Source organism: Candidatus Avelusimicrobium sp. (assembly GCF_050873505.1).
Taxonomy (GTDB): domain Bacteria; phylum Elusimicrobiota; class Elusimicrobia; order Elusimicrobiales; family Elusimicrobiaceae; genus Avelusimicrobium.
In genome coordinates this window covers 190,472-217,423 of sequence record NZ_JBNMIY010000002.1, presented here as the reverse complement: position 1 = coordinate 217,423, position 26,952 = coordinate 190,472, and the positions used below count along the sequence as shown (strand labels likewise).

General features: G+C 49.1%; 28 protein-coding genes and 1 pseudogene. 12 read left to right on the top strand and 17 right to left on the bottom strand.

Features of this window, described 5'->3' with window-relative positions:
* Window positions 1-140: 140 nt before the first annotated feature.
* Window positions 141-893, top strand: coding sequence for a pilin (locus ACR0QV_RS01970; protein WP_432634320.1), 753 nt, complete (start codon window positions 141-143; stop codon window positions 891-893).
* Between the two features lie 57 nt (window positions 894-950).
* Here the strand turns inward: ACR0QV_RS01970 and ACR0QV_RS01965 are convergent, their stop codons facing one another.
* Genes ACR0QV_RS01965 through ACR0QV_RS01925 form a run of 9 tightly spaced genes read right to left on the bottom strand, consistent with a single transcriptional unit; the run spans window position 951 to window position 9,687 of the window.
* A complete protein-coding gene (locus ACR0QV_RS01965) occupies window positions 951-2,672 on the bottom strand; it encodes a proline--tRNA ligase (RefSeq protein WP_432634319.1) in 1,722 nt (573 codons plus the stop codon).
* A gap of 20 nt (window positions 2,673-2,692) precedes the next feature.
* A complete protein-coding gene (locus ACR0QV_RS01960; protein ID WP_432634318.1) occupies window positions 2,693-3,217 on the bottom strand; it encodes a hypothetical protein in 525 nt (174 codons plus the stop codon).
* Window positions 3,218-3,220: 3 nt separating this feature from the next.
* A complete protein-coding gene (locus ACR0QV_RS01955; RefSeq protein WP_432634317.1) occupies window positions 3,221-4,009 on the bottom strand; it encodes a DNA-methyltransferase in 789 nt (262 codons plus the stop codon).
* Entirely contained in the window at window positions 4,010-5,092 is a 1,083-nt protein-coding gene (gene ispG / locus ACR0QV_RS01950; RefSeq protein ID WP_432634316.1) for a flavodoxin-dependent (E)-4-hydroxy-3-methylbut-2-enyl-diphosphate synthase, read from the bottom strand.
* The gene (locus ACR0QV_RS01945) at window positions 5,079-6,200 is read right to left on the bottom strand and encodes a M50 family metallopeptidase (protein ID WP_432634315.1); all 1,122 of its coding nucleotides are present in this window, start codon (window positions 6,198-6,200) and stop codon (window positions 5,079-5,081) included. Before ACR0QV_RS01945 ends, ispG begins: the two co-directional genes overlap by 14 nt.
* Window positions 6,201-6,208: 8 nt before the next feature.
* Window positions 6,209-7,408 (bottom strand): 1-deoxy-D-xylulose-5-phosphate reductoisomerase, encoded by a 1,200-nt coding sequence (locus ACR0QV_RS01940; RefSeq protein ID WP_432634314.1) that lies wholly within the window; start codon window positions 7,406-7,408, stop codon window positions 6,209-6,211.
* On the bottom strand, window positions 7,405-8,226 hold the full coding sequence (locus ACR0QV_RS01935; RefSeq protein WP_432634313.1) for a phosphatidate cytidylyltransferase: 822 nt from the start codon (window positions 8,224-8,226) through the stop codon (window positions 7,405-7,407). Before ACR0QV_RS01935 ends, ACR0QV_RS01940 begins: the two co-directional genes overlap by 4 nt.
* A gap of 49 nt (window positions 8,227-8,275) precedes the next feature.
* A complete protein-coding gene (locus tag ACR0QV_RS01930) occupies window positions 8,276-8,992 on the bottom strand; it encodes a DNA alkylation repair protein (RefSeq protein WP_432634312.1) in 717 nt (238 codons plus the stop codon).
* Window positions 8,989-9,687, bottom strand: a complete 699-nt coding sequence (locus ACR0QV_RS01925) for an isoprenyl transferase (protein WP_432634311.1) — start codon at window positions 9,685-9,687, stop codon at window positions 8,989-8,991. Before ACR0QV_RS01925 ends, ACR0QV_RS01930 begins: the two co-directional genes overlap by 4 nt.
* Window positions 9,688-10,343: 656 nt before the next feature.
* On the opposite strand from ACR0QV_RS01925, the gene ACR0QV_RS01920 reads away from it, so the two are divergent.
* Window positions 10,344-11,204: a type IV pilin protein gene (locus ACR0QV_RS01920; RefSeq protein WP_432634310.1), complete on the top strand. Its 861-nt coding sequence runs from the start codon at window positions 10,344-10,346 to the stop codon at window positions 11,202-11,204.
* Window positions 11,205-11,275: 71 nt separating this feature from the next.
* On the opposite strand, the gene frr is transcribed toward ACR0QV_RS01920, so the two are convergent.
* From frr to ACR0QV_RS01880, 8 genes and pseudogenes are all read right to left on the bottom strand, one after another.
* On the bottom strand, window positions 11,276-11,839 hold the full coding sequence (frr, locus tag ACR0QV_RS01915; RefSeq protein WP_428052436.1) for a ribosome recycling factor: 564 nt from the start codon (window positions 11,837-11,839) through the stop codon (window positions 11,276-11,278).
* Between the two features lie 68 nt (window positions 11,840-11,907).
* Window positions 11,908-12,639: a UMP kinase gene (gene pyrH, locus ACR0QV_RS01910; protein ID WP_428052434.1), complete on the bottom strand. Its 732-nt coding sequence runs from the start codon at window positions 12,637-12,639 to the stop codon at window positions 11,908-11,910.
* Window positions 12,640-12,790: 151 nt separating this feature from the next.
* Window positions 12,791-13,615 carry a translation elongation factor Ts gene (gene tsf, locus ACR0QV_RS01905; protein ID WP_432634309.1) on the bottom strand — a complete coding sequence of 275 codons (825 nt, stop codon included), beginning with the start codon at window positions 13,613-13,615 and terminating at the stop codon, window positions 12,791-12,793.
* 362 nt (window positions 13,616-13,977) lie between these two features.
* Window positions 13,978-14,682: pseudogene (rpsB, locus tag ACR0QV_RS01900) on the bottom strand (30S ribosomal protein S2); the annotation flags it as partial.
* Between the two features lie 155 nt (window positions 14,683-14,837).
* Window positions 14,838-16,001 carry an MFS transporter gene (locus tag ACR0QV_RS01895; protein ID WP_432634308.1) on the bottom strand — a complete coding sequence of 388 codons (1,164 nt, stop codon included), beginning with the start codon at window positions 15,999-16,001 and terminating at the stop codon, window positions 14,838-14,840.
* 82 nt (window positions 16,002-16,083) lie between these two features.
* Window positions 16,084-16,554 (bottom strand): LA_2272 family surface repeat-containing protein, encoded by a 471-nt coding sequence (locus ACR0QV_RS01890; protein ID WP_432634307.1) that lies wholly within the window; start codon window positions 16,552-16,554, stop codon window positions 16,084-16,086.
* A 45-nt stretch (window positions 16,555-16,599) separates the two neighbouring features.
* Window positions 16,600-17,067, bottom strand: coding sequence for an LA_2272 family surface repeat-containing protein (locus ACR0QV_RS01885; RefSeq protein ID WP_432634306.1), 468 nt, complete (start codon window positions 17,065-17,067; stop codon window positions 16,600-16,602).
* A gap of 4 nt (window positions 17,068-17,071) precedes the next feature.
* Complete coding sequence (locus tag ACR0QV_RS01880) at window positions 17,072-17,587, bottom strand: LA_2272 family surface repeat-containing protein (protein WP_432634305.1); 516 nt, start codon at window positions 17,585-17,587, stop codon at window positions 17,072-17,074.
* 116 nt (window positions 17,588-17,703) lie between these two features.
* Here ACR0QV_RS01880 and nadE point away from each other — a divergent pair, with 116 nt between their 5' ends.
* From nadE to ACR0QV_RS01830, 10 genes are read left to right on the top strand one after another with little or no spacing between them, the layout of a single operon-like run.
* Window positions 17,704-19,212, top strand: a complete 1,509-nt coding sequence (nadE, locus tag ACR0QV_RS01875; protein ID WP_432634304.1) for an NAD(+) synthase — start codon at window positions 17,704-17,706, stop codon at window positions 19,210-19,212.
* Window position 19,213: 1 nt separating this feature from the next.
* Complete coding sequence (locus ACR0QV_RS01870; RefSeq protein ID WP_432634303.1) at window positions 19,214-20,218, top strand: S8 family peptidase; 1,005 nt, start codon at window positions 19,214-19,216, stop codon at window positions 20,216-20,218.
* Window positions 20,215-21,573, top strand: a complete 1,359-nt coding sequence (locus tag ACR0QV_RS01865; RefSeq protein ID WP_432634302.1) for an MATE family efflux transporter — start codon at window positions 20,215-20,217, stop codon at window positions 21,571-21,573. The genes ACR0QV_RS01870 and ACR0QV_RS01865 overlap by 4 nt, the downstream gene beginning before the upstream one ends.
* Window positions 21,574-21,598: 25 nt before the next feature.
* A complete protein-coding gene (locus tag ACR0QV_RS01860; protein WP_432634301.1) occupies window positions 21,599-22,093 on the top strand; it encodes a YceD family protein in 495 nt (164 codons plus the stop codon).
* 44 nt (window positions 22,094-22,137) lie between these two features.
* Window positions 22,138-22,344, top strand: a complete 207-nt coding sequence (rpmF, locus tag ACR0QV_RS01855; RefSeq protein ID WP_177747091.1) for a 50S ribosomal protein L32 — start codon at window positions 22,138-22,140, stop codon at window positions 22,342-22,344.
* A 9-nt stretch (window positions 22,345-22,353) separates the two neighbouring features.
* Window positions 22,354-23,397 carry a phosphate acyltransferase PlsX gene (gene plsX, locus ACR0QV_RS01850; RefSeq protein ID WP_432634300.1) on the top strand — a complete coding sequence of 348 codons (1,044 nt, stop codon included), beginning with the start codon at window positions 22,354-22,356 and terminating at the stop codon, window positions 23,395-23,397.
* Window positions 23,397-24,140, top strand: coding sequence for a 3-oxoacyl-[acyl-carrier-protein] reductase (gene fabG, locus ACR0QV_RS01845; protein ID WP_432634299.1), 744 nt, complete (start codon window positions 23,397-23,399; stop codon window positions 24,138-24,140). The genes plsX and fabG overlap by 1 nt, the downstream gene beginning before the upstream one ends.
* Before the next feature lie 49 nt (window positions 24,141-24,189).
* Window positions 24,190-24,435 (top strand): acyl carrier protein, encoded by a 246-nt coding sequence (acpP, locus tag ACR0QV_RS01840; RefSeq protein WP_428038147.1) that lies wholly within the window; start codon window positions 24,190-24,192, stop codon window positions 24,433-24,435.
* Between the two features lie 2 nt (window positions 24,436-24,437).
* Window positions 24,438-25,103: a ribonuclease III gene (rnc, locus tag ACR0QV_RS01835; protein ID WP_428052413.1), complete on the top strand. Its 666-nt coding sequence runs from the start codon at window positions 24,438-24,440 to the stop codon at window positions 25,101-25,103.
* Between the two features lie 12 nt (window positions 25,104-25,115).
* Window positions 25,116-26,909 (top strand): ankyrin repeat domain-containing protein, encoded by a 1,794-nt coding sequence (locus tag ACR0QV_RS01830; protein ID WP_432634298.1) that lies wholly within the window; start codon window positions 25,116-25,118, stop codon window positions 26,907-26,909.
* Window positions 26,910-26,952 lie beyond the last annotated feature (43 nt).

Here is a 26,952-nt window from a genome sequence, read left to right as displayed (position 1 = left end):
GTATAAAGGGGTTGTTTCGTTTTTTTTTTTTTTTAAAATTTTGATAAATCGCGATTGGTGTACCCGGATGTATCTACTGTATAAAAACGCGTATAAAAGGCTATTTTGCTCAAATATAAAGGCCTTAACAAGGAGAAAAAATGAAAGGATTTACCTCTATTTTGTCATTGTTGTTGCCGTCATCCCCGAGGAATTTAGTCGGGGATCTGTCGTTTTGTAAGAGGGCGACAACAACTAACAGCAGATTCCCGACTACGACCTTCGGGAATGACAACACACACAACAGCAAATGTAACTACAACAACAGCACCCATAACCCAGCGGGCCGCACCCTAGCGGGCCGCCAAACACTACGGGATGACGACTTAACAACAAGTGTCCGCACATCCAATATTTCTTGCACGGCTACCGCGGGTTTTACCCTTATAGAATTATTGGTAGTCGTCCTCATTATCGGCATTTTGGCGGCGTATGCCGTGCTGGAGTACCGGGTGGCGGTGGGTGTAAGCCGTATGGCCGCAATGTATGGCATTGTGCGCGGGGTGGACGAGGCGCAAAAGGTCAAACAAATGCAAACTGGGCATTTTGGCAATTTCAAAAATTTATCCGTTTCTTTGCCGCCGGATTTTAGGGTTTCGGCCAACGGGGCTGAAAACGGCAAAATTTCGTGCGGGATTATTAATTATAAAGGCTCTATTGCTATTCGGTGTAATGACCTTATCCGCAATTTAAGTTTGGAGAAATACCACAATTCCGCCTGTTACCGCTGTTGGACTAATACAGATGATAAACTGGGGCACCGCATTTGCGAAAGTTTTTCGGGGTTGGAAACATATAATACTTATAATGCTGGGCATACTCAGGAAGGGTACGATTTTAACTGCGCCCAGTAATTAAATTACCCCATAAAAAAACCCGGCTTTCGGCCGGGTTTTTTGCGTAAAACAAGTTTATTTGCCCGTAGCGGCTAATAACTTTTCCACCGCTTCGGACAAGTTCCAGCGGACGGCTTCTTTATCGGTGCGTTTTTTATATTCGCATTGACCGTCCTTCACTGTGCGGCTGCTGACCACCAAGCGGTGCGGCAGGCCGATGAGGTCCATATCTTTAAACTTAATGCCCGCGCGTTCATCGCGGTCGTCCAACAGGACGTCTAACCCTTTGGCTTCCAAGGCGGCGCAAATTTCGTCTGCGTGCTTTTTAACTTCGGGGTTGGAGTGGTAATCAATGGCTACCAAGGCAACGTCAAACGGAGCCAAGGGCGCGGGCCAAATAATGCCGTTGTCGTCGTGAGACTGCTCAATGGCGGCGGCCACCACGCGGCCTACGCCAATGCCGTAGCAACCCATAATCATCGGCTGGGCCTTTTGGGTTTCGTCCAAGAAAGTGGCGTTCATCGCCTTGGAGTATTTGGTCCCCAGTTTGAAAACGTGGCCTACTTCAATGCCGCGCGTAAACGTAAAGGGTTTGCCGCAATGGGGGCAAATATCGCCCGCAGAGGCAATCTTTAAATCGCAATACGCATCCACCTTGATATCGCGCAAGGGGGTTACGTTCTTCATATGCACATCCTTTTCGTTCCCGCCGGACACGCCGTTAATCACACCCTTTACATAGTTATCGGCGTAAATGGGCAGTTCGGGGTGTTTTTCCTTTAAGCCCTGCGCGCCCGCAAAGCCCACAAAGGAACCCGTAACCTTGGTATAGGTTTCCTCGTCGGCCTTTACGAGTTCCGTGCATTTTAAGAACGCGCGGAATTTGGGCTCGTTGAGCTCGTGGTCGCCGCGCATTAAGGCTACCACGGGTTTGCCGTCGGCCATAAACAAAAGGAGTTTAATCAGTTTGGAGGTCGGCACATTGAGCATAGTGGCCACGTCCTCAATCGTGTAAGCCTTGGGGGTGGCGACCTTTTCCATAGGCAGGAGTTCGGCCTCGTTTACGGGCGGAAATTCCGGGCATTTGACGGCGGCTTTTTCCGTATTGGCGGCGTAACCGCAGTCGGAATCCGCGATAGCGTCCTCGCCGTTTTCGGCCAGCACCATAAACTCGTGGGAGAAGTTCCCGCCGATAGCCCCGGTGTCGGCTTCTACGGCTTTAAATTTAAAGCCACAGCGCGTAAAAATGCGCTGGTAGGCGTTGTACATCCGCTGATACCAATCGTCGGCCTGCGCGTCGGTGGCGGCGAAGGAATAGGCGTCCTTCATATAAAACTCGCGGGAGCGCATTACGCCAAAGCGGGGGCGGATTTCGTCGCGGAATTTCGTCCCAAATTGGTACAGACAGACCGGGAGTTGCTTGTAAGAAGACAAATCCTTGCGCACGAGGTCGGTTACTTCTTCCTCGGCGGTGGGGGAAACGCAGAAGCCCGCGCCCTTGCGGTCTTCCAGTTTTAAGAGTTGGTCGCCAAAGTGCGCCCAGCGGCCGCTTTCTTCCCAGAGTTCCTTGGGCTGGATAATGGGCATCCAAATTTCGTTGGCGCCCGCGCGGTTCATTTCCTCGCGGATGATTTGCTCTACTTTTTTAAGCACTTTAAAGCCGAGCGGCAACCACTCGTAGAGGCCACTGCCCAACTTGCGCACGAGCCCGGCGCGAATCATTAATTTGGCGGAAAGGTTATCCGCATCCTTGGGGGCTTCCTTTAACGTAGGAATATAATAGTTTGATAATTTCATTTTGTGTCCTTTGTGTTTAATTAAATTGTAGGTACAGGCAATCCTATTTTTTCTAATGGTAGATACTCAAAATAGTAAAAGCAATGTACTGAGTGTATATAATCTAAAACATCTCTGTATTCAGGTTTACGAAACCAATCACTCAAAATATAAATATATTCCACATCAATATTAAGTTGAGCTAATAATTTCTGGTACTGTTTACGTTTAAAATCACAAGTTTGCAACTTTTCATCCACAGAACCTGCGACTTGCTGAAATTTTACCTCAATGATATAGAGAGTATTTTTGATAATTACAAAAATAGAATCATCAGGTAAAAGACGTTTAGATATAATTTTCTTCCAATCAATATTGTTTTCTTCCAAGAATTTATAAAAAGCAAATTTTTTATAAGTTCTTGCAACTTCTTGTCCCTTAAATTTAATGAGATTTCCATCCACGGAATAATCTTTTTGTTTGGACAAAAAGGTTAAAATATCTGTCTTTCCTTCAAAAGCTAATCCTGTTTTAGTATTAGCGCCACCAATTCCACCTGTTTTCATATTTTATTTCCTGTTTTTTAATTCTTGGAATCGTTTTATGGATAGGTCAAGGTATTTTTCCTCTATGTCAATTCCAATAAATTTTCGTTTATAAAAGAAAGCCGCCAACCCAGTAGTAGAACTCCCTGTGAAGGGATCTAAAATAGTGTCGCCTAGATTTGTGCTTGCCAGAACAATACGTCTAAGTAAATCAAAGGGCTTTTGTGTCGGGTGCTTTCCAAAAGTTTTTTCGGTTGCTTTTGGCGTGTTAATTGCCCATACAGAACGCATCTGCAAATTAGGCTTTTTTAGAAAATCTTCGGACCATTGCCCATTTTTCATAGACTCATAATTAAATGTGTGTTTTGCTTTTTTATCTTTTCTAGCCCATATTAAAGTTTCGTGGCTTGCTGTAAAAAAACGACAACTTAAATTAGGGGCAGCATTAGGTTTGAACCACGCAATATCATTTAAAATATGGTATCCGTTGAGTTGCAAAGCAAAACCACATTGATATATAGAGTGATAAGTCCCACTTATCCAAATAGTACCGCTTGGTTTTAAAATGCGCTTACAAGCCGCAATCCAATCATTTTGAAATTTGAAATCCTCATTGAATCCGTTACTCTTATCCCACTCCCCTTTGTTTACACACACTCTTTTGCCAGATTGTATTGAAAATCCTCCATTAGAAAGCATATAGGGTGGATCGGCAAAAATCATATCAATGGAGTTGTCTGGAATTTGCATTAATATATCCAAACAGTTTCCGTGATATAAAATAAAATTTGGATCATTAAAAAACGGATTCATTTATTTCTTCCAGGTGTTGATTTTGTCAATGAGGAAATCAACCCATTTTTCTTGCGGGAGTTTGAACATCGTCTGCCCGTGTTCAAAATATAACCCTTCGCCTTTTCCGCCCGCAATGCCGAAATCCGCATCGCGCGCTTCGCCCGGGCCGTTTACAATACAGCCCATTACGGCAATTTTAAGCCCGGTAGCCTTTTTGAGCAAGTCCTTATTGGAATAGATTTTCTCTTCCAAGGCGTGTACCGTGCCCGTTACGTCCACTTGCGTGCGTCCGCAGGTAGGGCAGGAAATCAGGTTCGGACCGTATTCGCGCAGACCGAGCGCCTTTAAAATTTCGTACGCGGTGCGTACCTGCATACGCGGGTCCTCGGTTAAGGAAACGCGAATCGTCGCGCCGATTCCCTTTTGTAAAAGCGTTCCCAAAGCCACCGCGCTTTTGACGGTGCCACTTAAAAAACTGCCCGCTTCGGTAAGCCCGATGTGCAGGGGGATATCGCTTTGCTTGGCAAAAAGTTCGTTGGCAAGTACCGTGCGTTTGAAACTGTCGGACTTTAACGAAACGACTACATTTTTAAAGTTTAACTGTTCCAAAATGTTGGCCTGTTCCAGGGCTTCGTTTACCATTACTTCGGCCCACTTTTCGTCGGTCAGGTCCATTTTGCCCTGAACGGTTTTTAAATATTTTACGCTTCCCGCGTTTACCCCGATGCGCATTGCCACGCCGTGGTCCAGGGCGGCTTTTACCACCTCTTTGGTGTTTTCCACCGCGCCGATGTTGCCGGGGTTAATGCGCACTTTATCTACGCCTTGTTTAATGGCTTCCAAGGCCAGTTTATAATCAAAGTGAATATCCGCCACGAGGGGGGAGTGAATACGCTTTTTGATTTCGCCAATCGCCTGCGCCGCCTGCATATCGGGCACGGCCACGCGGTTGATTTCGCATCCGGCATCCTCCAACGCGCAGATTTGCGCCGCTGTTTTGACGGCGTCGCGCGTGTCTGTATTGCACATACTTTGTACGCGCACGGGGTGGCCGGTTCCCAAAATATACGGGCCGACTTTTACTTCTCTACTCTTGTACATTTTCCGCCTCCGCGGGTGCTTTTTCGGGCGCGGCCTGCGCCGCCACGGCGGCTTTGGGCTTAAAGAAGATACGTTTCGCGTCCGAATAGGTGGCATAAACCACGAGCAAAATTAACAAATACATACCGATATTTACCGCAATATTAAGCGTTTTTTCGGTCGGTAGTTTTTTGGTGAGCCCTTCCCACAAATAGACAAGGGCATATCCGCCGTCCAATATCGGGATAGGGAATAAGTTAAACATCCCAACCGCTACGGACAGCATAGCAATTAAAAATACAAAATCCAGTAAACTGCGGTGTACCGCTTGGTGGATAATATTTACAATGCCCACCGGGCCCGCCAGTTCCGGCGCTTTCTTTTTAAGGAAACTCTGCGTTAAAGAGGAAAGCGAAAATTTGGTCCAGTAGTAGCATTGGTAAAAGCCAAGCCCCGCGGCCTTCCACCACGGCACAGGGTTGTACAGCGCTTCCACGGTTACGCCCAGCACGGTGGGAGCATCCTTTTTAAAGGTGTCTGCCTTGGCGGTGGCGGTTAAGGTGTTTTCGCCGCGCGCATAAGTAAGCGTTAAGTCGCCGGTGCGCTTGCCGATTTCCTCCACCACTTGGAGCCAGTTGTCCGTTTGTACGCCGTTTACAGTCAAAATTTTGTCTCCGGCTTTCAGGTCTAGTTGCGCCGCCGGATAACCCTCGGCCACGGCCCCGATAACGGCGGGCATTTTGGTTGCGTCGGTTTCCGGCATCCCTTTAATGTAGATAAGCACCCCAAAGATAAGCGCGGCCAGCAAATAGTTAAACAGCGCGCCATTTACCACCATAAAGAACTTGGCATACCATTTTTTAGCCGCAAACTCGTACGGTTGGGGCGGTTCGGGGGCGTCCTCGGGGTGGAACATCGGCCCGGCGGGCTCTACAAAGCCGCCAAAGGGGATAGCGCGGACCTGATAGTCCGTATCGCCCACTTTTTTGTGCCACAAGATTTTGCCAAACCCAAAGGCAAATTCCTTTACGCGGATGCCGGTTAAACGGCAGGCCAAATAGTGCCCGAACTCGTGCACGATGACAATCGGGCTTAACGCAACAATAACGGCAATAATGGATAGCAGCATTTATTCTCCTAAATAGCGGCCTTTTTATAGGTTTTGTCCGTCAAGCAAGCCTGCGCGGTTTCGCGCGCCCAAGCGTCAGCGTCCAAGGCCTGGTTGAGGGTTGCGTCGCCGGAGGTTTGCGGGGCGCCTTTAAGCACGGTGTAAATCAGTTTGGCAATATCGGTAAACTTGATTTGCTCCTTTAAAAACGCCTCTACGGCCACTTCGTCCGCCGCGCTTAATACGGCGGGCATAATGCCGCCTTGGCGGTAGGCGGATAAGGCCAACGCCAAGCACGGGAAACGCTCAAAATCCGGCTCAAAAAATTCCAGTTTGGCGGCTTCAAATAAATTTAATTTTTTGACCGGGCCCGGGGCGCGGTGCGGGTAGGTAATGGCATACTGAATCGGTACGCGCATATCCGGCTCACCCATTTGCGCCAAAATGGCCCCGTCGTTAAATTCCACCGCCGAGTGGACGATAGATTGCGGGTGAATAACAATTTGCACCTTTTCCTCGGGCAAATTAAAAAGGTTCATAATCTCAATAGATTCAAAGCCCTTGTTCATAAGAGTAGCCGAATCTATGGTGATTTTTTTGCCCATATGCCAGCGCGGGTGGTTTAAGGCCTCGGCGGGCGTAACGGTGGAAAGGGCGGCCTTGCGCTTAGCGAAGGGGCCGCCGGACGCCGTTAAAAAGATACGGGAAATATCCTTTTCGTGCCGGTGGTAGGAGTGCTCATCGGCCAGTCCTGCCAAACATTGGAAAATGGCCGAGGGCTCGCTGTCCACGGGCAAAATAGCCGCTTCCCAGCGTTCGCACTCCTTCATTAAGGTCTTGCCCGCCATTACCATAGGTTCCTTGTTGGCCAGGGCTACCGTTTTTCCGGCTTTGATAGCGCTTACCAAGGGTTGAAAGCCTACGGCTCCGACTACGCCATTAATCACTAAATCGGCGGAAGGCAACGAAGCCATAAACATTAAACTTTCAATTTCGGGCGGCAAGAGGCGCGTTTCGGCGGGGACCTGGTCTTTGATTTTTTCGTAACTGGCCGGGTTCAGCACCGCCGCAAAGCGCGGCTTAAAGGTGTGCAACTGTTTTAGAAATAAATCGGTATTGTTATTGGCCGACAACGCTATTACACGGTATTCTCCACCCAGGCGTGCAATTACGTCCAAGGAAGAGGTGCCGATAGAGCCGGTGGAGCCTAAAATTACGATATTCTTCATAATTTAATGGTGTAAAGAACCACGTAATAAAAAAGCGGCGCCAAGAGCAAATAAGAGTCAAAGCGGTCCAAAAAGCCGCCGTGGCCGGGGAGTAAATTGGAGGAATCCTTCACGCCCGTGGAGCGTTTTATCACGGATTCGGCCAAATCGGATACTTGGCCCACTACGGCAATTAACAGGCCCAAAATAATGGCGGTTTTAACCGTGAGTACATTGGATAAGAATAAGTGCGCCATAAGCACCGCCGCGCCGACGGCAAGCAGGGTGCCGCCGATAGAGCCTTCCCAGGTTTTCTTGGGGCTGACTTCCACATTTAATTTGTGGCGGCCCAACAGGCGGCCGCAGAAATACGCGCCGGTATCGCTCACCCACACGGTAATAATCATAAAAAGGGTTAAATATTCGCCGTATTGCGGGATATCGCGCAGGTTAATCAAGTGCGCCAACGCCCACGGCATAAAGAAGACGCCCGTAAAGGTGTTGCAAACGCGGTCCCACGAGCGTTTGGGGGTTAATACTTCAAACAACAGTACGCCGAAGGTTACTACGCTGATAGCAAAGGGGTACAAATTGTCCGGCAGTTCGGATACGCACGGCATCCGCCCGACGATTGCCACTGCGGCCATTAACAGGCCGAAGAGGACCAAAGCCGTCATATGGACGGGCTTTTTCCCGGCGGTAAGCACGAGGCCGTATTCATACAAACAGAACAGAATTACACAGCCGACAAAGGCCATATAAATCGCGCCGCCAAAGTGGATAGCGGCCAAAACAACAGGAATCCCAATCAGGGCAGTAATGATTCTCGGTAATAGCATACCTTTATTTTACCATATTGGGGCGTACTAGCAGAGAGAAAAACAGATTTTATTTTCGTTTGGCTACCATTGCCTTGGTTTTGGGTAAGTTTAACTCCCACAGCGCGTTAGTGGCTACCCAGCGGGCAGAACGGTTATCGGGGTACAAATCCAAAATTTCGTTGGCGCACGCCACCGCGCGCGGCGTTAGGCGCGGGTTTTTCTTGCCGATATTGCGCAGGGCCCAGTTGACGGCTTTATGCACCATAGGGCGCGGGTCGCACGAGTGGTTTTTGATAAGAGGCAAGAGTTTAATGAGGGCTTCGTCCGTGGTTTTGGCGCGCGGCGCGGAGAGGGAGCAGATAATTGCAAAGCCCGCGCGGCGGACAAATTCGTCCTCTTTTTTTATCCAGCGCTCGGCCAGTTTTAAGGGGTCCTTGACCTTGGAAAACAGGTTTCCGCAACAAGCGTCGCAAATATCCCAGGAATTAAGTTCACTTGCCCAGCCGTCCAGTTTGTCGCGCGACATTTGCGCCGGGTCCGCCAGCATAGAGGCCATAATGCGCGCTTCGTGGATGCCGCTATCCCATAACGCTTCGGCAAGGTCCTGGTCCGGACGCGGCAGGCCTTTTACCAAGGCGCGCAGGGTGGTAACGGTCGTACCGACGGCCTTATCCGTGCAAATGCCAAATTTTTCGTGCATTTGCTTTTTGGTAGCGGCGGAAGAAAAGCGTTTAATGCGTGCGAGCATCTCCTCGGCGCGGGAACGGGTAATAGGGGAAATCATACTCCTCCAAAACGGCGCGTGCGGTGGGAATATTCGGCGAGGGCTTTGTTAAATTCTGCCTCGTCAAAATCCGGCCACAGGGTCGGCGTAAAATAAAACTCGCTATATGCGGCTTGCCATAATAAAAAGTTGGACAGCCGTTCTTCGCCCGACGTGCGGATAATTAACTCCGGGTCCGGCAGGGCGGGCTGGTAGAGTGCGGCGGAAATATCAGCCATTGTAATGGTGGTTTTGCCTTGCTTTAAAAGGGTGTTTACGGCGTGCGTGATTTCCTGCCGGGCGCCGTAATTAAGCGCCAGGTTAAGGGTTAAAGCGGTGTTATTGGCGGTGGAGAAAATGGCGCTGTCAATTTTCTCTAAAATAGCGGGGGGGAGTTTTTCCCGGCTGCCGCTAATTAGCAGTTTTACGCCGTGCTTGGCCGCATCCTTGGCGTAGCGGTCCAAGGTTTGTTCCAAGAGTTTAAAAAGGCCGTCTATTTCGTCCTGCGGGCGCGACCAGTTTTCCGTGGAAAAGGCGTATAAGGTCAAAAATTCCACTCCGGCCTTTTTGGCGGCCTGTATGGTGCGCTCCACGGCGTTAGCCCCGGCGCGGTGCCCGGCCAAGCGCGGAAAGTGGCGCTCTTTGGCCCAGCGGCCGTTGCCGTCCATAATAATAGCGACGTGGCGCGGCGTAGCGTTTTTGGTTTCTTGGGACATATTTATATTTTACTTTATTTGGGTGCTCAGCGGGGCAAAGGGCCGCCAATTCCTCGGGAATGACGACAACGGCCACAACAGATCCTGGACTACGACTTTCCAGGATGACGACAACCAACTACCCAATCGGTAGATTCTGAAACGAGTTCAGAATGACCCCTATTTTTATAACGGCCTTGTTTTATTATTGTCATTTCGTTTGTTTGCGACATTGCAAACATAGAGTGGCCCCCTAATCAAATGAGCGCGGACAATCTGCCGCCTGCAAGGTGTCGTCATCCCATAGAGTCTTTATACGGGATCTGTCGTTTTGTAAGAGAACAGCAACAGCAAAGACAGATTCCCGACTACAACCTTCGGGAATGACAAGGGAAAAAGACCACTTATTACACAAGAGGTCACCCTGAATTTATTTCAGGGGCCAGCCGAAGATTGACTCTCTTACGCTGGATATTGAAACAAGTTCAGTATGACGACTAAAAAATGTTGTTTTTGTCGTTGCTTTTCCGTCGTTCTCTGTAAAGGGGTTGTTTCGTTTTTTTTTTTTGTTAAAATTTTGATAAATCGTGCTTTCCATACCCGGATGTATCCGCTGTATAAAAACGCGTATAAAAGGCTGTTTTGCTCAAATATAAAGGCCTTAACAAGGAGAAAAAATGAAAGGATTTATTTCTATTTTGTCATTCCCGAGTGCCGTAGTCGGGAATCTGTCGTTATTTAAAAAAGACAACGGCAACAACGGATCCCCGACTAAATTCCTCGGGGATGACGGCAATAACATCGCTATGGGTATCCGCACGATAAATACCGCTTTGTTGTTGTCGTCATCCTGGAAAGTCGTAGTCCAGGATCTGTTGTTATTAAAAAAGTGGAAAACGACAGATACTGGAACGCTCCGCGCCGGCAAACCTTCCAGTATGACGCTTAATTTTATAAACAACAGATCCCGTATAAGGACACTACGGGATGACGGCTTTATGAAAAAAGAAGGTCATCCTGAATTTATTTCAGGATCTACCGCTTGGGTTGTTAGCCGTGGCTTTACCTTGATAGAACTTCTCGTTGTCGTCCTCATCATTGGCATTTTGGCCGCCTATGCGGTGCCATCTTACCGGGTGGCTGTGGGCACGAGCCGCGCGGCTACAATGTATGCGTTAATGCATACGATAGACGAAGCACAACAACTTTATTTAATGAGAACTAACCACTATTCCGCCAATTTAAATTCTTTGGTTGTTGCTATGCCTGCCGGATTTAGAAAGGTAAATGCCAGTGAAATTTCTACCGATAATATGCGGTGTACCATTGTCAGTTATAATGAAAATACACACTCCTCTATCAGGTGTTGGGACTTGCAAACAGGCGTATCGTTGGAAAAATACCACGACTCCACTGGGTGGCTATGTTGGGCGCTCCAAACCAACGCATTGGGAAACCGTATTTGCCAAAATGTTTCAGGTAGGGATGAACCTAATTCCTCGGGCGGAAATAATGAATACCGTTACAATTATCAATAACAATCTGCGACCACAAAAAACCCCGGGCTAACAAGTCCGGGGTTTTTACGTATATCAAATCAGCCAAAAAACTAAATCTTCATAATTTCGGCTTCTTTATTTTTGATGATTTGCTCAATTTTGGCAATGTGCGCATCCGTCGCTTTTTGCACGTCGGTTTCGTAGCGTTTCAAATCATCTTCCGTAATTTCAGCCGCTTTTTGGGCTTTCTTCAATTTTTCCAGTACGTCGCGGCGTTCGTTGCGCACGGCTACTTTAAAATCTTCGCTCATTTTGGAAATATTTTTAGCCAACTGTTTGCGGCGGTCTTCCGTCATAGAAGGCAAGGTGATGCGGATGACTTTGCCGTCGTTTACCGGGCTGGCGCCGAGGTCGGCCTTTTGCAAGGCGCGGTCAATATCGTTTAAGGAAGAAATATCCCACGGTTGGATTTCCAAGGTTTTGGCATCCAAAATATTGATAACGGCCATTTGTTTAATCGGGGTCGGCGTACCATAGTAGTCCACGCGGATGTTTTCCAACAGCCCCGCGCTGGCGCGGCCCGTGCGGATAGTGGCCAAGTCGCGCTCCAAGCGCACGACGTGTTCGCCCATATTGTTTTTGGTTTTGTTTAACAGATTGGTAATCCCTTCCATATAAAAATCCTCTTAATAGTGAAATGTTACTTTATTATAGCAATTCCGTACCGATATGTCAGTCGGCATTAGTAAATAATGGTGCCTACATCCTCGCCGCACAAGGCTCTTTTGATGTTGCCCTTTTTGTGCAAGTTAAATACCTGTACGGGCACTTTGTTTTCCAGGCACAGCGCAAGGGCCGCCGTATCCATAAACTGCAACTGGCGGGCGATGGCGTCCTTGTACGTGATTTTGTGGATGAGTTTGGCGTCGGGATTTTTGCGCGGGTCGCTGTCGTACACGCCGTCCACCTGCGTGGCCTTTAACAAGACGTCTGCATTAATTTCACTCGCGCGCAGGGCGGCCGCACTATCGGTAGTGAAGAACGGGTTGCCCGTGCCACCCGCAAAAATAACGATGCGGCCCTTTTCCAAGTGGCGCAAGGCCTTACGGCGAACAAAAGGTTCAGCCAACTGATAAATGTTAATAGACGTAAGCACGCGGGTGGGAACCCCGGCTTCTTCCAACGCGGACTGCAACGCCAAGGCGTTAATTACGGTGGCGAGCATACCCATATTATCGGAGTTTACGCGGTCAATTACGCCGCCTCCGTCGCGCACGCCGCGCCAAATATTGCCGCCGCCCAGCACAATGGTCAGTTCGCAATTACCGCAGCGGTACGCATCGGCAATCTCTTCGGCAATTTCCTTTAAGGCTTGCGGGTTAATCCCGCGGTGGCCTTCGTTAATCAAGGCTTCGCCGGATAATTTTAATAACACTCTTTTTTTGTGTTGGGGTTTGCAGCAGCACGTTTCCATACAAATTCTCCTCGCTTATTAGCGGACATTTTTATTATTCTACCACAAAACGGCGCCTAAATACTGCGGGCGGGTGGGCTTTTCTTTGTGCCGCGGGGGAAAACGCACGCCACGACATAAAAAAAAGCCCCTCGCAAGAGGGGCTTAAAAACTAGAAGCGTACAAAGCGTACAACTTTCAGTTCGCAACCAAGAGCCTTGGATTCTTCGTCCAAATAGGTGGCAACAGTTTTCTTGTTGTCTTTAATGGTCGGCTGTTCCAAGAGGCAGTTTTCTTTGGCAAACTTTTTAACTTTGCCGGGCAACATTTTTTCAATGGTGGCGGCAGGTTTGCCTTCGTTAATGGCTTGTGTTTTGTAGATGTCTAATTCGCGGTCAATTACTTCCTGCGGAATATCTTTGGCATCTACCCAACCCGTCTGCATACCTACGGTGTGCATCGCCAAGCCGCGGGCAATTTCTTGCACTTTGGCCAAGTCGCTGCAAGCGCCGGTAACGGACATTTCCAGCAAGGAGGCTTTTTTGTTGTCGGAGTGGACGTAGTAAGCCATCACATTGCCTTCGGCCGGGGCCCAGTTGTAACCGCCCTTAAAGGTGGTGTTTTCGCCAAATTTGGGGGCTTGTTCCAAAATCATATTTTTGATGTTTTCGTCTTTGGAATAGTCCAAACCGGGGTGTTCCAATACATATTGGGCGAGGTCATCGGCCAATTTGATGAAGGCATCGGTCTTGGCTACGAAGTCGGTCTCGCAACCCAAGTAAATCATCGCAAAGTTTTTGCCGTTGGTTTTAACGGACACTCTGCCTTCTTTGGTCTCGCGGTCAGAGCGTTTGGCCATATCCGCCAAACCTTTTTTGCGCAAGAAGACAATGGCTTGTTCCATATCGTCTTTGCATTCAATTAACGCTTTTTTGCAGTCCATCAAACCGGCGCCGGTTTTTTCTCTTAAAATCTTAATATCTGCGGCTAAAGACATTTTGTTCTCCTGTATATAAGATAAATCGGATAGAAAGTTCCCGGACGGGCCGGGAACTTTCAAGATTATTTGGCTTCTTCCGCGGGAGCCGCTTCCGTTTCGGCTTTGGCCTTTACGGTTTTTTTGGCTTTCGGGGCGGATTTTTTAGCAGCCGTTTTCTTTTTGGCAGCGGGTTTCTTTTCCGCTTTTTCTTCGGCGGCTTCTTCGGCCACTACTTCTTCGGCTTTTTTGTCAAGCGCTTCGTCGGCTTTGACAACTTCCTTCACCGCTTCTTTTTCCACGGCGGCGGGTTCGGCGTTTTCGGCGGCTAACATAGCAGATTCAAACGCTTGGGCCATTACCGGGTTTTCGGCGGGTTTGTTTTCAGCGGCTTTGACGGCTTCCAGTTCGGCTTTGCCTTCCAAGATAGCGTCGGCAATCGCGCCGCAGAACAATTTGATAGAGCGGGCCGCGTCGTCGTTACCGGGCACGGGTACGCTGATCATATCGGGGTCGGCGTTGGTGTCGCAAACGGCTACCACCGGGATACCCAAAGCGTGGGATTCGCGCACGGCACCGGCGGTGTCCACCGGGTCAATGACGAAGACCACATCCGGCAATACTTTCATATCGCGGATGCCGCCCAAAAGTTTTTGCAAGCGCAGCATTTCTTTGGTCAAGCGGCTGGCTTCTTTTTTGGAAATGGCTTTAAACACGCCGGAAGCTTCCCATTTTTCCAATTCGTTCAAGCGTTCAACAGATTTCTTGACGGTTTGGAAGTTGGTGAGCGTACCGCCGAGCCATTTTTCGTGGATGCAGTAAGCACCGCAGCGAGCGGCTTCGGCTTGGATGGCTTCTTGGGCTTGTTTTTTGGTACCGACGAACAAAAATTTAGCACCTTTTTTGCTTTCTTCTTTGATGAAAGCGCAGGCTTTTTTAAGTTCTTTGGCGGTTTTTTGCAAGTCTAAAATGTGTACGCCGTTTCTTTCACCGAAGATAAAGCGTCCCATTTTGGGGTTCCAGCGGGAAGTTTGGTGGCCAAAGTGGACGCCGGCTTCCAGCATAGCCTTCATAGATACATTGCTCATTATTATTCTCCTGTGGCCGCTGCCTAAATTAGGGAAGGGCTCCCCGGTGGCATTGGCCTGGGTGTCGTCGGGACAGGCTTTGATTTACGAACTTTTTTCGCTCTCCCGCTCAAATTACACCTATGGCTATTATAGCATATAATAGGAACCCGCGCCTAGCGGGCCTTGGCTTTGGCGGCCACAAAACTGACCGACAGCCCCGCACACCCCATAATAAAAAACGCCACGCGCATATTGGTAGCCTGCGAGATAAAGCCAATTAAAGGCGGGGTAAACAAAAAGCCAAAGAAACCGATGGTGGAAACTGTCGCCACGGCCATACTGGGCGGCATACGGGTTGTCTTTCCGGCCAAACTGTAACACAGCGGCACAATGGACGAAAACCCAAGCCCCACCAAAAAGAACCCGATACACGCCGTATAAAAGGAGGGGAAAAGCACCGCCAGCACAAAGCCTGTAAACAGGATAACGCCGCTACCCTTAATAACTTGCGTAGAGCCAAAGCGGGTGGCAAAGAAATCGGCCGAAAAGCGGCCTATCGTCATAGCCGTCATACAGGCAATATATCCGGCGCGAATTAAATTATCCGCCGGGTGGACTACCTGCATAAAATATACGCTACTCCAATCGTACATAGTGCCTTCGCAGGACATAGAGCAGAAGGCCATCGCGCCCAACAGCGCAATATATAAGGAGGGCATTACAAAGGCCTTTTGGCGTACTTCACCCACCTTTATTTTGCGGTCGCGCGGAAGCATAGAAGAATACATTGAAAGTAAAATGGCCATACACACAAAGAACGTCATCACAAAGTGTTCCTGCGTAGAAATATTATGCGCGGCCATCCACGCCCCCAAAATGCCGCCCACGACCCCGGCCAGGCTCCACATCCCGTGGAACGAGGCCATAATACTGCGGTTGTAGAGTTTTTCCACGCCTACGCCTTGCGTATTAACGGAAATGTTGGACAGGTTGGACGTTATCCCAAAGATAAACAGCGCGGCCATTAACTGCAATTTGGTGGTTACAAACCCCAGTAATACCAAGGCCAAGGGGTAAATGACGGAAGCAATCGTCAGCATTTTGCGGCTGCCAAAACGGTTGACGAGCCAGCCGGAGAGCATCATTGCGGATAGTTGCCCGGCAGGGATTAAAAACAGTACGCCGCCCAACTGCGCATCGGACAAGGATAAGGCGGATTTAACATCGGGGATGCGGCTTGCCCAACTGGAAAAGACAATCCCGTGGATAAAGAAAAAAGACGAGGCCGCCAAGCGGTAAAAACGCTGGGTGCGGCGCGGAAGAGATACGGATGACATATATAAAATTATATTTTTTTTAAAGCGTTTTAAAAAGAAAAACCGCGGACAATATTTGCCCGCGGTTTACTAAAAACAACAATTAGAAGCGGCCGTTTACAATAACCATTACCGGTAAATAACCGTTGCCCGCAATGTTTACCAAACCAACCTGCAACCCTTTAATGGTGTTGACCTTGTTGACGAAGCCCAACTGTACGCCGTGCAATTCTTCGGCACTGTTGAAGAAACCGAACTGCGCACCGGTTACATAACCGTCGGAAAGGTTGATGGCGTTGAATTGTACGCCGGTTACGTGGTTGGCTTTACCCAACAACGCACTTTGCACACCTTTGAGTTCATTGGCTTTGGAGAAGACCAAATCCAACTGAACGCCCTTGACGGAGCGGGCGGCGGAACCGATACCGAAATCAATACCCGTAATTACCTGCGTATTGTGCGGTACGGCGATAGCCTTGGTGCCCCAAAGGGACAGTTTTAAGACGCCGGATTCACCCGCAAATACCGGGGCGGCGCACAACAAGGCGGCCAACAATACTGCTAACTTTTTCATTTATTTTTCTCCTTTAACAGGCTTTTCCTGCCGGAAAAAGCCAAATTAAAATCTACCGTTTACTAACACCATAGCCGGAAACCAGCCGTTTTCGGCTATGTTAATAATCCCGAGTTGTAAACCTTTTAAAATGGTTGCTTTATTAACAACCCCTATCTGTAACCCAGTTATTTCATTGGCTCTATTGATAAAGCCAACTTGCATACCTGCTGCATACCGATGTGATACATTAACAAAGTTTGCTTGGATACCTGCTAATTGGTTCGCTTTTCCCAAAAAGGCTGCTTGAACACCTCTCACTTGTTCTGCTTTGGAAAAGAGAATATCAGCCTGCAAACCATTTAGGGTGGTTGTATTAGACCCCATACCCAAAGATAAACCAGATACTTTATTTGTATTGTAAGGGAAAGAAACTGATATTTTGCCCCACCAAGATAATTTAAGAACATTTTGTTCTGCATAACTGGGTAAGGAAAACATCAAAATTCCCCATAACAGAAAAAGATATTTCATATGTTTAAAATCTACCGTTTACTAACACCATAGCCGGGAACCAGCCGTTTTCGGCTATATTCAAAATACCTACCTGTAAACCTTCAATCGTGCGCGCGTAGTTTACAAAACCCACCTGCGCGCCGTGGACGTATTCGGCCTGGTTAAAGAGGCCAAACTGCACGCCGGAAATCGCCCGGTTGGAAATATTTACAAAGCCCAACTGCGCACCCGTGGAATTTTCGGCCTTGGACAGAAGCCCAAACTGCGCGCCATATACTTCGTTTGCCAGGTTGATAATCCAAGCGAAACTGGCGCCTTTGAGTTCATATTCCGTCTGCGCAAAAATCAGGTCCATTTGCACCCCGGTTACGGTTTCGGTTTTGGAACCGATACCAAAATCAATCCCTGTAATGTCGTGCGTGTTGCGCGGGGTGGCGATAGCCGTTTTGTCCCAAAGGGACAATTTAAAAATGCCCGGCTCGGCGGCCGCGGGCAGGGTGGACAGTAAAGCCACCGCTAAAATTAAAAGTTTCTTCATTTATTACTCCTTATTAAAAGTGTCCGTCAATTTAATTATTGTAGCAATTTCTAGCCTTGTTTTTAAGTTTAAATTTTAGGCAAAAATTGTACAATATTTTAAGAGGTGCTTTTATTATGCAGATAAATTTGGCTTCCTTTAACCCGTTAGCGGCGGACCTTGCCGCCAATGCCCAAGCAATTATAGATTTGCTCCGCGCTCCCGCCCCCAAGGCGGATTTGCTCGTCCTGCCGGAAGCCGCCCTGTGCGGCTGTCCGCTCTTTGATTTGTTTGACGATAAGCGTTTGCTGGCGCAAACGGCCCCGGCGCTTAAAAATATCGCCAAAGAAACCAAAGATACCGCTGTTGTGCTGGGCATAGCGGACCGCGTGAATAAAGAAGCCGCCACCGCGCTGGCTTTTATATATAAAGGTAAAATTACCAAAATTTACGATTGCGAAACGGTAGCATTTAAAGGCCTTAACCTGCAATTTGTGTTAGGCGCACCTACGGACGATACCTTTTCGCCGGACCCGGATGCGGATATCGTACTGTTTTTAATGGCCCGACCTTATTTAAAGGGGAACCTTGTCCCGCGTTTGGACGCGCTTAAAAAATATTCCAAAAAGCACGCCCAGCCGTGCCTGATGTGCAATTTGTTAGGCGGTGGGGACGGGATGATTTTTGACGGCGTAACCGCCGCTACCGATAAAAAAGGCAACCTCGTTTTGCTGGGTGAACCCTTTAAAGAGCAGGTGCTTACCTACGATACCGAGGCCGCTTATAAGCCCGTATCTTATGAAACCGCTTGGCAGGCCGAACTCATTAACGCGCTTGTATTTGGCTTGCGTGATTATGTGCATAAAAGCGGTATGGATAAGGTGGTTTTTGGCCTTAGCGGCGGGATTGATTCCGCCTTTACGGCCGCGCTGGCGGCCAAGGCTTTGGGCGGGGAAAGTGTATATTGCGTTTCTCTGCCGTCCTACTGCACGAGTGATTTAAGCAAAAGTTTGGCGGGCCAGTTGGCGCGTTCACTCGGCGTAAATTTGGAAGAAATCGGCGTAATGCCCGGCTTAAATGCGCTGAAAGAATCGTTTGCGCATATCGTTTCTCACCCCAAGGATGCGACGGAACAGGAACTCCAATCCCGTTTGCGCACGACCATTTTGTGCGCGCTGGCCACCGAATATAATGCAATGCTCCTATCCACGGACGATAAAAGCGAATCCGCGGTAGGCTCGTTTGTGCTGTACGGCGATGCGGGCGGTGCACTCCGGCCGATTGGGGATTTGTACAAGAGCGAAATTTACGAACTGGCCGCCTATTTGAACCAAACCCAACCGCTGATTCCGCAGGGAATTATAGAGCGTGCGCCGACATCCGAATTGCGCCCCAACCAAAAGGATGAGGACCAACTCCCGCCCTATGCGGCGTTGGATAAAATTCTGCGCCTGTATTTTGAGGACCAACTGACGGCGGCGGAAATTGCCAAAAAGTGCCATATTAAATTGGAAACCGCCGAGGATGTTTTAACGCGTATTAATGCGGCGGATTTAAAACGCAGTCAAACGGCGCCCGCCTTGGAAGTGAGCGCACACCCCATTAGCGGCGTGCGTTGGCCCGTGATTAAGAAAATTAACCTATAATATGAAACGCTTTTTTTTACTTTTGGCTTTATTAGTTTTATCCGTATCCGCAACGGCGGACCCGATGCTGTTGGGCCCGACCAACTTGCGCATTAGCGACGACGGGGAATTTTCCGCCGCGCCCAAAGAGCAAAAGCCCGAAGACCCCTTTGATAATTTTTGGGCGTACCGCTTGTATCCGCCCCATAAAATTTTGACGGGTAAGGGCGTAAAAGTAGCGGTGGCGGACAGCGGGATAGTTTCGCACCCGGAATTTAACGGCAAGCATATTATGGGCCAGGATTTTACAATGTCCGGCTCGTTTACCGATATCAAGAACCACGGCACGGGCGTAGCCGGCATTATCGGCGCGCGCGGCGTGGAGTTTACGGGCATTGCCCCGCAGGCTTCGCTGGTGGTGTATAAGATTGACGACGGCAGCCGCTTAATCGGTCCGCAGGCGGTAACCTCTGCCGTAAATACCTTGCTTTCTTATAATAAGGAAAATCCTGAGGATAAAATTACCGTTTTAAATTTAAGTTACGGCGTTTCCGCGGGCGGTTCTATCCCGCTGACTAACGCCATTAACCAAGCGCACGATTCCGGCGTAACCATTGTGTGCCCGGCGGGGAATTATCCGTTCCCCGGCGTGTTTTATCCGGGGAAATTATCTACGGTCATTGCGGTAAGTGCGCTGTCTTCGGACGGCAAAACCATTTATCACCAATCGTCCTACGGCCCCGAGGTGGATTTTATCGCGCCCGGCGACAAGGTGTTTACGGCGGCGGCTGACGGCGATTATACGCTGATGAGCGGCACCTCCGCCGCGGCCGGATTTGTCAGCGGGGCGGCCGCCTTGGCAGTAGAAGGCCTTAAAAAGAAACTGGGCCGCTATCCAACCGCCGACGAGGTAAAGGACTCCTTAAAAAAGGCCGCCGTCAAAATCCCCGGCCTGCCCGATGTCGCCCAAGGCAACGGGATGATTGATATCAGTAAGTTGGAAAAACAATTTAGTGTAACCAAATGACGCAAACCAAAACCAAAAGACCCCGCAAAATAGTCCGCAAGCAACTGTTTAATTTGGCCAGTCCTATTTTTATTGAAACGCTCCTGATTATGTTCACGGGCGCAACGGACGTTTTTATGCTCAGCCGCTACTCGGACGAAACCGTGGCCGCCGGGGGCGTGGTCAACCAACTCTTAAACCTCGTGTTTATTTTGTACGGCATTACCACCTTGGGAACCTCCGTGCTGTGCTCGCAATATTTGGGGGCCAAACAAAAGAAAAACGTCGCACAAGTGATTGGCGTTTCCCTGCTGGTGAACCTGATTATGGGGGGACTCGTCAGCGCGGGGCTGTGGGTGTTCGCCGCGCCGTCCTTAAAGTTAATGGGGCTGGATGATAATTTGGTGGGGTATGGCGTATCTTATATGACGCTTGTCGGCGGGTTTTCGTTTTTGCAGTCGCTGGCGATGACGCTCTCCGCCATTTTGCGCAGCCACAACAAAGCCTATTACCCGATGTTTGTTACGTTCCTTATCAATATTATTAACGTGGTGGGTAACTACTTTTTGATTTTCGGTAATTGCGGCGCGCCGCGCTTGGGGATTACCGGGGCGGGGATTTCCACCGTTATCAGCCGCTCGGTAGCCGTTATTTTGCTGACGTATTTGCTCTTCCGCAAGGTGGCTCCTGTACCGCCCTTGAAATATTTTAAACCGTTCCCGTGGGATAAAATTAAAAACCTGCTTTTGGTGGGGTTGCCTGCGGCGGGGGAACAGGTGTCCTACAATTTATCCCAAGTGGTGATTACGTATTTATCCGTAATGATGGGTAACGCCGCCCTGACGGCCAGAACGTATGCAATGAGTATAGTGATGTTTTCGTATGTGTTTTCCATTGCTATCGGCAACGGTGCGGCGATTGCTATCGGGCACTTGGTGGGGGCGGATAAAGGCAATGCGGCCTTCTCTCTTGAAAAATATTCTATTCGCCTAGCCCTGTGGGTTACGGTGTGCGTGTCCATTTTAACGGCCTTGGTGGGCACGGATATCTTTAAATTGCTTTCCAACAACCCGGAGGTTATTCATTTGGGCGCAATGGTTTTGTATATTGATGTGGTGCTGGAAATCGGCCGTGCGGTCAATATTACCTCGGTAGATTCCCTGATAGCCGCGGGCGACGTGATGTACCCGTTCATTACGGGCATTATTGTAATGTGGCTGGTAGCGACTTTACTATCCTATGTGCTTGGCATTTGGTGGGGCTGGGGGCTCAACGGGATATGGCTTGCGATGGCGCTTGATGAAAATATCCGCGCCGTGGTATTTGAGCGCCGCTGGAAGAGCCGCAAGTGGATGAGCAAAGGCTTTACGCGGTAGGCGCGCTTTTTGCTAAAATATATATATGAGCGAAAATTCCTTTTATCAAGAATATGATGTTCCGCAGGACTTGCAGTTTAAAACTGCCGATATTTTGCGTATGGGCGGGTTAGACTGCACCGCACAGTTAAGCACAAAATATTTTGAAGATGTATTTTCCGCTCCCAATAAAATTACCAAAGTAGCGGTGGCGCTTTCGTTCTCGGTGGCCTCCAAGGAAATCTTGGTACGGGGCACCGTGAAGGGGGAAAGACTTATCCAATGCGCACGCTGTTTGAAAATGAGCACGCAGCCGTTTGCCGAAGAATTTATAGAAACATATAGCACCAAGCAAGAAATAATTGATATAATATCAGTTGTACGGCAAACGCTGGCGTTGACGGAAGATATCCGTTTCCTGTGCAAGCCCGATTGTAAAGGCCTGTGCCCGACGTGCGGACACGATTTGAACGACGGTCCGTGCGGCTGTAAACCAGCAAATTTGTCTCCTTTCGCAGCATTGAAAGGAAAATTTAAGTAACAATTCTTTTTGAATTTTACTATTAAGTAACAGGAGTATTACCAATGCCCAATCCAAAGAAAAAACACACTCGTTCCCGCCGGGATATGAGAAGATCCCACAATTCCGGAGTAGAATTGCCGCAGTTAGTGGCCTGCCCGAATTGCAAATCTCCCCGGCTGCCGCACAATGTCTGCCCGACTTGCGGGTTCTATAAGGACAGAGTGGTAGTGGCCCAAAAAACCAAAGCCGAAGAGCCCGAAGCCAAATAACGGTCCGTTATGAAAATAGCCCTGGACGCATTAGGCGGAGATTACGGCGCAAAGCCCAACGTGTTGGGCGCTTTGAAAGCCGCCAAGAAACTGGATGTTGAGGTTATCTTGGTGGGAGACGAAGCCGTCTTGCGCCGTGAACTCAAAGCGTTAGGTTATTCGGACGTTCCGAACAACATCTCTATCGTCCACGCGCCTAACACTATTGATATGGGCGCGGAACCGGCCAAAGAGTGCCGCCAGAAGAAAGACGCCAGCATTGTCGTTTGTGCCAACTTGGTTCACAAGGGGGCTGCTGACGCTTTTGTTTCTGCCGGGCACTCCGGCGCGGCGATGGTTGCGGCCCTGTTCGGTATGGGGCGCATTAAGGGTGTGCAGCGCCCGGCGATTGCTACCCCGATGCCTACCTACAAGGGCGTAAGCCTGCTCTTGGACGGCGGCGCCAATGCCGACTGCAAGCCGATTCATTTACTGCAATTTGCGGTAATGGGTTCGGCCTATATGCAAAAAGTGTTTGATATTCCGGCTCCGTCCGTGGGCGTGTTGTCCATCGGCGAAGAGGAAACCAAAGGCAACTTTTTGGTTAAACACACGATTCCGCATATGCGCGAAATCGGCGTGAACTTTAAAGGAACCGTGGAAGGCCGCGACGTAAACACCGGCGATACGGACGTTATCGTCTGCGACGGCTTTGTGGGAAACATTGTTTTAAAAATGGCCGAAGGCTTGGCTAAAACAATGATTAATATGATTAAACGCGAAGTCAAAAAGCGTCCGCTTGCTTTGTTGGGCGCGCTTTTGTCAAAGGGTGCGTTTAAGGCAGTGAAGGACCACACCAACCCCGATTGCTACGGCGGTGCGCCGCTGGTGGGGGTAAACGGCGTGGCGATTATTTCCCACGGAAAATCCAACGATTTTGCTATTTTTAACGCCATTAAAACGGCAAAACGCTTGGTGGAAAAAGATTTTATCGGCGACATCGCAGCCAAAATGAGCGCGCTGAAACCGACTTTTGATGAAATTGAAAAAGAAATTCATCAGGAGGAAAAATAATGGCGGATTTTAAAGGTAAAAACGTAATGATTACCGGCGCCACGCGCGGCATCGGATTCGCCTTGGCGGAGGAATTTGCCAAAGCGGGGGCCAATTTAGCCGTGTGCGGCACGCGCGAAGAAGCCTTGGCCGAGGCCGCCCAAAAATTGGGGGCTTACGGCGTAAAAGTCTATACGCAAAAGGTAAATGTGGCGGATGCAAAGAATTGTGAGTCCTTTGTGGAAAACGCCGTAAAAACCTTGGTCGGTTTAGACGTGCTGGTAAACAATGCGGGCATTACCAAAGATAACCTGACCGTACGTATGAGCGAGCAGGATTGGGACGACGTAATCGCCGTCAATTTGAAAGGGACGTTTTTAATGTCCAAGGCCGCTTTGAAGGTAATGTTCAAAAAAAGAAGCGGCAACATTGTAAACATTTCTTCCGTAGTGGGGGAAATGGGCAATCCCGGCCAGGCCAACTATGTGGCCAGCAAGGCGGGCATTATCGGTTTGACGAAGACGTTGGCAAAGGAATTCGGTTCCCGCCACGTCCGTGTAAATGCGGTAGCCCCCGGGTTTGTTCAAACGGCTATGACGGACGCTTTGCCCGAAGAGGTAAAAAATAAAGCGTTGGAAGCCGTACCGCTCAAAAGATTTGCTACGACGCAAGATATCGCCAAAGCAGTAATGTTTTTGGCCAGCGAAGACGCCTCGTATATTACGGGGCACGTTCTCGCCGTCAATGGCGGGCTTTATATTTAATTAATTAGTACAAGGGGAAGCCCCTTTTTTAAAAAACCGGAGGACTAAAATGTCTGTAGAAAATGTGCAAGAAAGAGTAAAAAATATCATCGTGGAACAGTTGGGCGTAGAAGCCGACCAGGTGAAACCGGAAGCGCAGTTTGTAAACGACTTGGGCGCCGATTCCTTGGATACTGTTGAACTTATTATGGCTTTGGAAGAAGAATTTGATATTGAAATTCCCGATGAAAAAGCCGAAAAAATCAAAACGGTTGGCGAAGCGATTGACTATATTCAGCAGAACGCCAATAAATAATCGTGTACACGGACATAGAGCATATCATTGGATATTGCTTTAAAGATAAGGCCGTTTTAAAGGAAGCACTCACTCATAAGTCTTACGCCGGGGAGCACCGTAGCGTTAAACACAACGAACGCTTGGAGTTCCTGGGGGACAGTATCTTGGGCGCCATTGTTGCAGATTACATCTACAACCAATGTCCGCACGTAGAAGAGGGGGTGCTTTCTAAAATTAAGTCTAACTTAGTTTCCAGACGCAACCTTTATCTTTGGGGCAAACAACTGGACCTGGGCCGCTATATGAGCCTGGGCCGCGGTGAATTGGCTACCGGCGGCAGAGAGCGCGACAGCATCATCTCCAACGCGGTGGAAGCCGTTTTAGGCGCTGTTTATATTGATGGCGGCTATCCGGCCGCGGAGTCGGTTATCTTGCCGTGGGTAAAAACGCAGGAACTCACGCAGGACGAAAAAGATTTCAAAAGTTTGTTGCAAGAATACTTGCAAAAATCCGGGCCTCATACGCCCGAGTACGAAGTTATCCAAACTGTCGGCCCCGAGCATAACAAGGTGTTTACCGTGCGCGTGAGCCTGGACGGAAAAGCCCTGGGGGTGGGCAAAGGCCATAACAAAAAACTGGCCGAACAAGCCGCCGCGCAGGATGCTTTTTCTCATCTGAAAAAATAAACGGAGAAGAGGATGTTCCCGGGTAAAAAGAAGAACACGACCATCGTTTCCGCCCCGACGGAGCGGAAGGTGCCGCAGGCGTTGTCTCGCGCAGCCGGTAAGCCTTGGCTTGTTTTGGCAATCATAGCGGGATTGCCCCTCGTGCTTCTTTTAGCCTTTACCTTTAAAAGCGGTTATACACCCTCTTCCAAAAATGGAAAGTTTGATAAAATCGTTTCCGTTCAGACCGATACCGAAGTGGCAGACGATGCCACCGAGGCGCTGCAAAAAAACGATTATCAAACTTTTTCCGATCTGCTACAAAATAAAATCAAAAACGATGTAAATATCGTCAACAGCAAGGGCGATCCGCTTATCGTAATGGCGGCCACCTTTGGCAATTTGCAGGCGGTGCAGGATTTGGTGCTGGCTGGCGCGGATGTGAATAAGGCCAATTCCTTTTCCAAGGATACGGCACTTTTGCGCAGTTTGTATGGCAACTTCCCGGAGATTACACGCTTTTTGGTCTATTCCGGCGCGGATATCAACGCGAAAAATAACTATAACCACTCTCCTATGTATTTGGCGTTGGAAAAACGCCAAGGCGAGTTTATTGACTTGTTCCTTTCCAGCGGTGTAAGTGAGGGGCTAAATAGTGATTATTTGTTCCGCGCTTGTGCCACTAAAAACGCAATGGGCGTGCTGGCAATGCTAAAAGGTGGGGTGGACCCGAACGTAAAAAATGACAAAGGCAATACGCCGCTAATCATTTCAGCCTCGCTGGGTGATTTGCCGAGTGTTCGTTCGTTAATGGCTTATCGCGCTGACGTAAATGCCGCTAATAACGACGGCAACACCGCGCTTATTTACGCAGCCCGCTACAACCACCCGGACACTATCCGCGAACTCTTAAAACCGCAGACAATGCAAACGCCTATTGACGTAAATATGCAGAACAATTTGGGGCAAACCGCGCTTTATTGGGGGGCTTCTAAGGGCTTTGAAGATGTCGTCCGCCGCTTATTAGCCGCCGATGCGGACCCGACCTTGGCCGATAACAATGGGGTGGTTCCTTATATTGCCGCACAGAAGAACGGCCGCGGGCAGATTTTGAAATGGTTCAATAAAGATTTGCGCGAAGTAAAAAACAGCGTGATTGAAGAGGACAACAAGGCCTTAATCGCACAGGCCAAGGCCGAAGGGCGCGAACTGCCGGACCCGAACGCCACCCCGGCGGAAAAACCGCTGACGGATGATGATATTTTTACGGCGGCCGCGCAGGGCGATATGGACTTAGCCAAACGCGTGCTAGATATGAATAAGGCCGTGGTGTTTAACAAGAACAAGGCCGGCTTTACGCCCCTGCATTTGGCGGTGGAAAACGGTCAAATTGAAATGGTGGATTTTTTGATTACCAAGGGTGGCCTGTTGTTTGAAGCCTCGCCCAAAGGGAATATTTTGCACTTGGCGGTTTTGTCTCAAAATGTGGATATGTTAAAGCACCTTGTTGTGCTGGCCCGCCGCGAAGGGCGCTTAGCGATGATGCTTGAATATAAGGCTGTGCCCGCTGGCTATAAGCAGGCGATGACGCCGCTGGCCTTTGCCGCGATTGCCTGCAACCAAGAGATTTACAATTATTTGGTGTCCGTAGGGGCCAAGCCGGGCAATTTGACGACGACGCCCAATATGCTTGGTTATGTAACTCCGGCGGACCTAATGGCGCAGTGCAAGGCCAAAGTTACGCAGGCCAAGCAACTTACGCCCACTCCGCAGGCGAAACAGTCTATCCAAAGAGCGGCACAAACCCAACCCCGCCGCCGCAGATAATTTTTTAGTGGCTGATTTTTATAACTCCCAGGGAACTCTCCCC

What these genes read in the sequence shown, in the direction of transcription:
- ACR0QV_RS01970 (WP_432634320.1), top strand. Translation starts at nt 141, where the DNA reads ATGAAAGGATTTACCTCTATTTTGTCATTGTTGTTGCCGTCATCCCCG.
- ACR0QV_RS01965 (WP_432634319.1), bottom strand. Translation starts at nt 2,672, where the DNA reads ATGAAATTATCAAACTATTATATTCCTACGTTAAAGGAAGCCCCCAAG.
- ACR0QV_RS01960 (WP_432634318.1), bottom strand. Translation starts at nt 3,217, where the DNA reads ATGAAAACAGGTGGAATTGGTGGCGCTAATACTAAAACAGGATTAGCT.
- ACR0QV_RS01955 (WP_432634317.1), bottom strand. Translation starts at nt 4,009, where the DNA reads ATGAATCCGTTTTTTAATGATCCAAATTTTATTTTATATCACGGAAAC.
- ispG (WP_432634316.1), bottom strand. Translation starts at nt 5,092, where the DNA reads ATGTACAAGAGTAGAGAAGTAAAAGTCGGCCCGTATATTTTGGGAACC.
- ACR0QV_RS01945 (WP_432634315.1), bottom strand. Translation starts at nt 6,200, where the DNA reads ATGCTGCTATCCATTATTGCCGTTATTGTTGCGTTAAGCCCGATTGTC.
- ACR0QV_RS01940 (WP_432634314.1), bottom strand. Translation starts at nt 7,408, where the DNA reads ATGAAGAATATCGTAATTTTAGGCTCCACCGGCTCTATCGGCACCTCT.
- ACR0QV_RS01935 (WP_432634313.1), bottom strand. Translation starts at nt 8,226, where the DNA reads ATGCTATTACCGAGAATCATTACTGCCCTGATTGGGATTCCTGTTGTT.
- ACR0QV_RS01930 (WP_432634312.1), bottom strand. Translation starts at nt 8,992, where the DNA reads ATGATTTCCCCTATTACCCGTTCCCGCGCCGAGGAGATGCTCGCACGC.
- ACR0QV_RS01925 (WP_432634311.1), bottom strand. Translation starts at nt 9,687, where the DNA reads ATGTCCCAAGAAACCAAAAACGCTACGCCGCGCCACGTCGCTATTATT.
- ACR0QV_RS01920 (WP_432634310.1), top strand. Translation starts at nt 10,344, where the DNA reads ATGAAAGGATTTATTTCTATTTTGTCATTCCCGAGTGCCGTAGTCGGG.
- frr (WP_428052436.1), bottom strand. Translation starts at nt 11,839, where the DNA reads ATGGAAGGGATTACCAATCTGTTAAACAAAACCAAAAACAATATGGGC.
- pyrH (WP_428052434.1), bottom strand. Translation starts at nt 12,639, where the DNA reads ATGGAAACGTGCTGCTGCAAACCCCAACACAAAAAAAGAGTGTTATTA.
- tsf (WP_432634309.1), bottom strand. Translation starts at nt 13,615, where the DNA reads ATGTCTTTAGCCGCAGATATTAAGATTTTAAGAGAAAAAACCGGCGCC.
- ACR0QV_RS01895 (WP_432634308.1), bottom strand. Translation starts at nt 16,001, where the DNA reads ATGTCATCCGTATCTCTTCCGCGCCGCACCCAGCGTTTTTACCGCTTG.
- ACR0QV_RS01890 (WP_432634307.1), bottom strand. Translation starts at nt 16,554, where the DNA reads ATGAAAAAGTTAGCAGTATTGTTGGCCGCCTTGTTGTGCGCCGCCCCG.
- ACR0QV_RS01885 (WP_432634306.1), bottom strand. Translation starts at nt 17,067, where the DNA reads ATGAAATATCTTTTTCTGTTATGGGGAATTTTGATGTTTTCCTTACCC.
- ACR0QV_RS01880 (WP_432634305.1), bottom strand. Translation starts at nt 17,587, where the DNA reads ATGAAGAAACTTTTAATTTTAGCGGTGGCTTTACTGTCCACCCTGCCC.
- nadE (WP_432634304.1), top strand. Translation starts at nt 17,704, where the DNA reads ATGCAGATAAATTTGGCTTCCTTTAACCCGTTAGCGGCGGACCTTGCC.
- ACR0QV_RS01870 (WP_432634303.1), top strand. Translation starts at nt 19,214, where the DNA reads ATGAAACGCTTTTTTTTACTTTTGGCTTTATTAGTTTTATCCGTATCC.
- ACR0QV_RS01865 (WP_432634302.1), top strand. Translation starts at nt 20,215, where the DNA reads ATGACGCAAACCAAAACCAAAAGACCCCGCAAAATAGTCCGCAAGCAA.
- ACR0QV_RS01860 (WP_432634301.1), top strand. Translation starts at nt 21,599, where the DNA reads ATGAGCGAAAATTCCTTTTATCAAGAATATGATGTTCCGCAGGACTTG.
- rpmF (WP_177747091.1), top strand. Translation starts at nt 22,138, where the DNA reads ATGCCCAATCCAAAGAAAAAACACACTCGTTCCCGCCGGGATATGAGA.
- plsX (WP_432634300.1), top strand. Translation starts at nt 22,354, where the DNA reads ATGAAAATAGCCCTGGACGCATTAGGCGGAGATTACGGCGCAAAGCCC.
- fabG (WP_432634299.1), top strand. Translation starts at nt 23,397, where the DNA reads ATGGCGGATTTTAAAGGTAAAAACGTAATGATTACCGGCGCCACGCGC.
- acpP (WP_428038147.1), top strand. Translation starts at nt 24,190, where the DNA reads ATGTCTGTAGAAAATGTGCAAGAAAGAGTAAAAAATATCATCGTGGAA.
- ACR0QV_RS01830 (WP_432634298.1), top strand. Translation starts at nt 25,116, where the DNA reads ATGTTCCCGGGTAAAAAGAAGAACACGACCATCGTTTCCGCCCCGACG.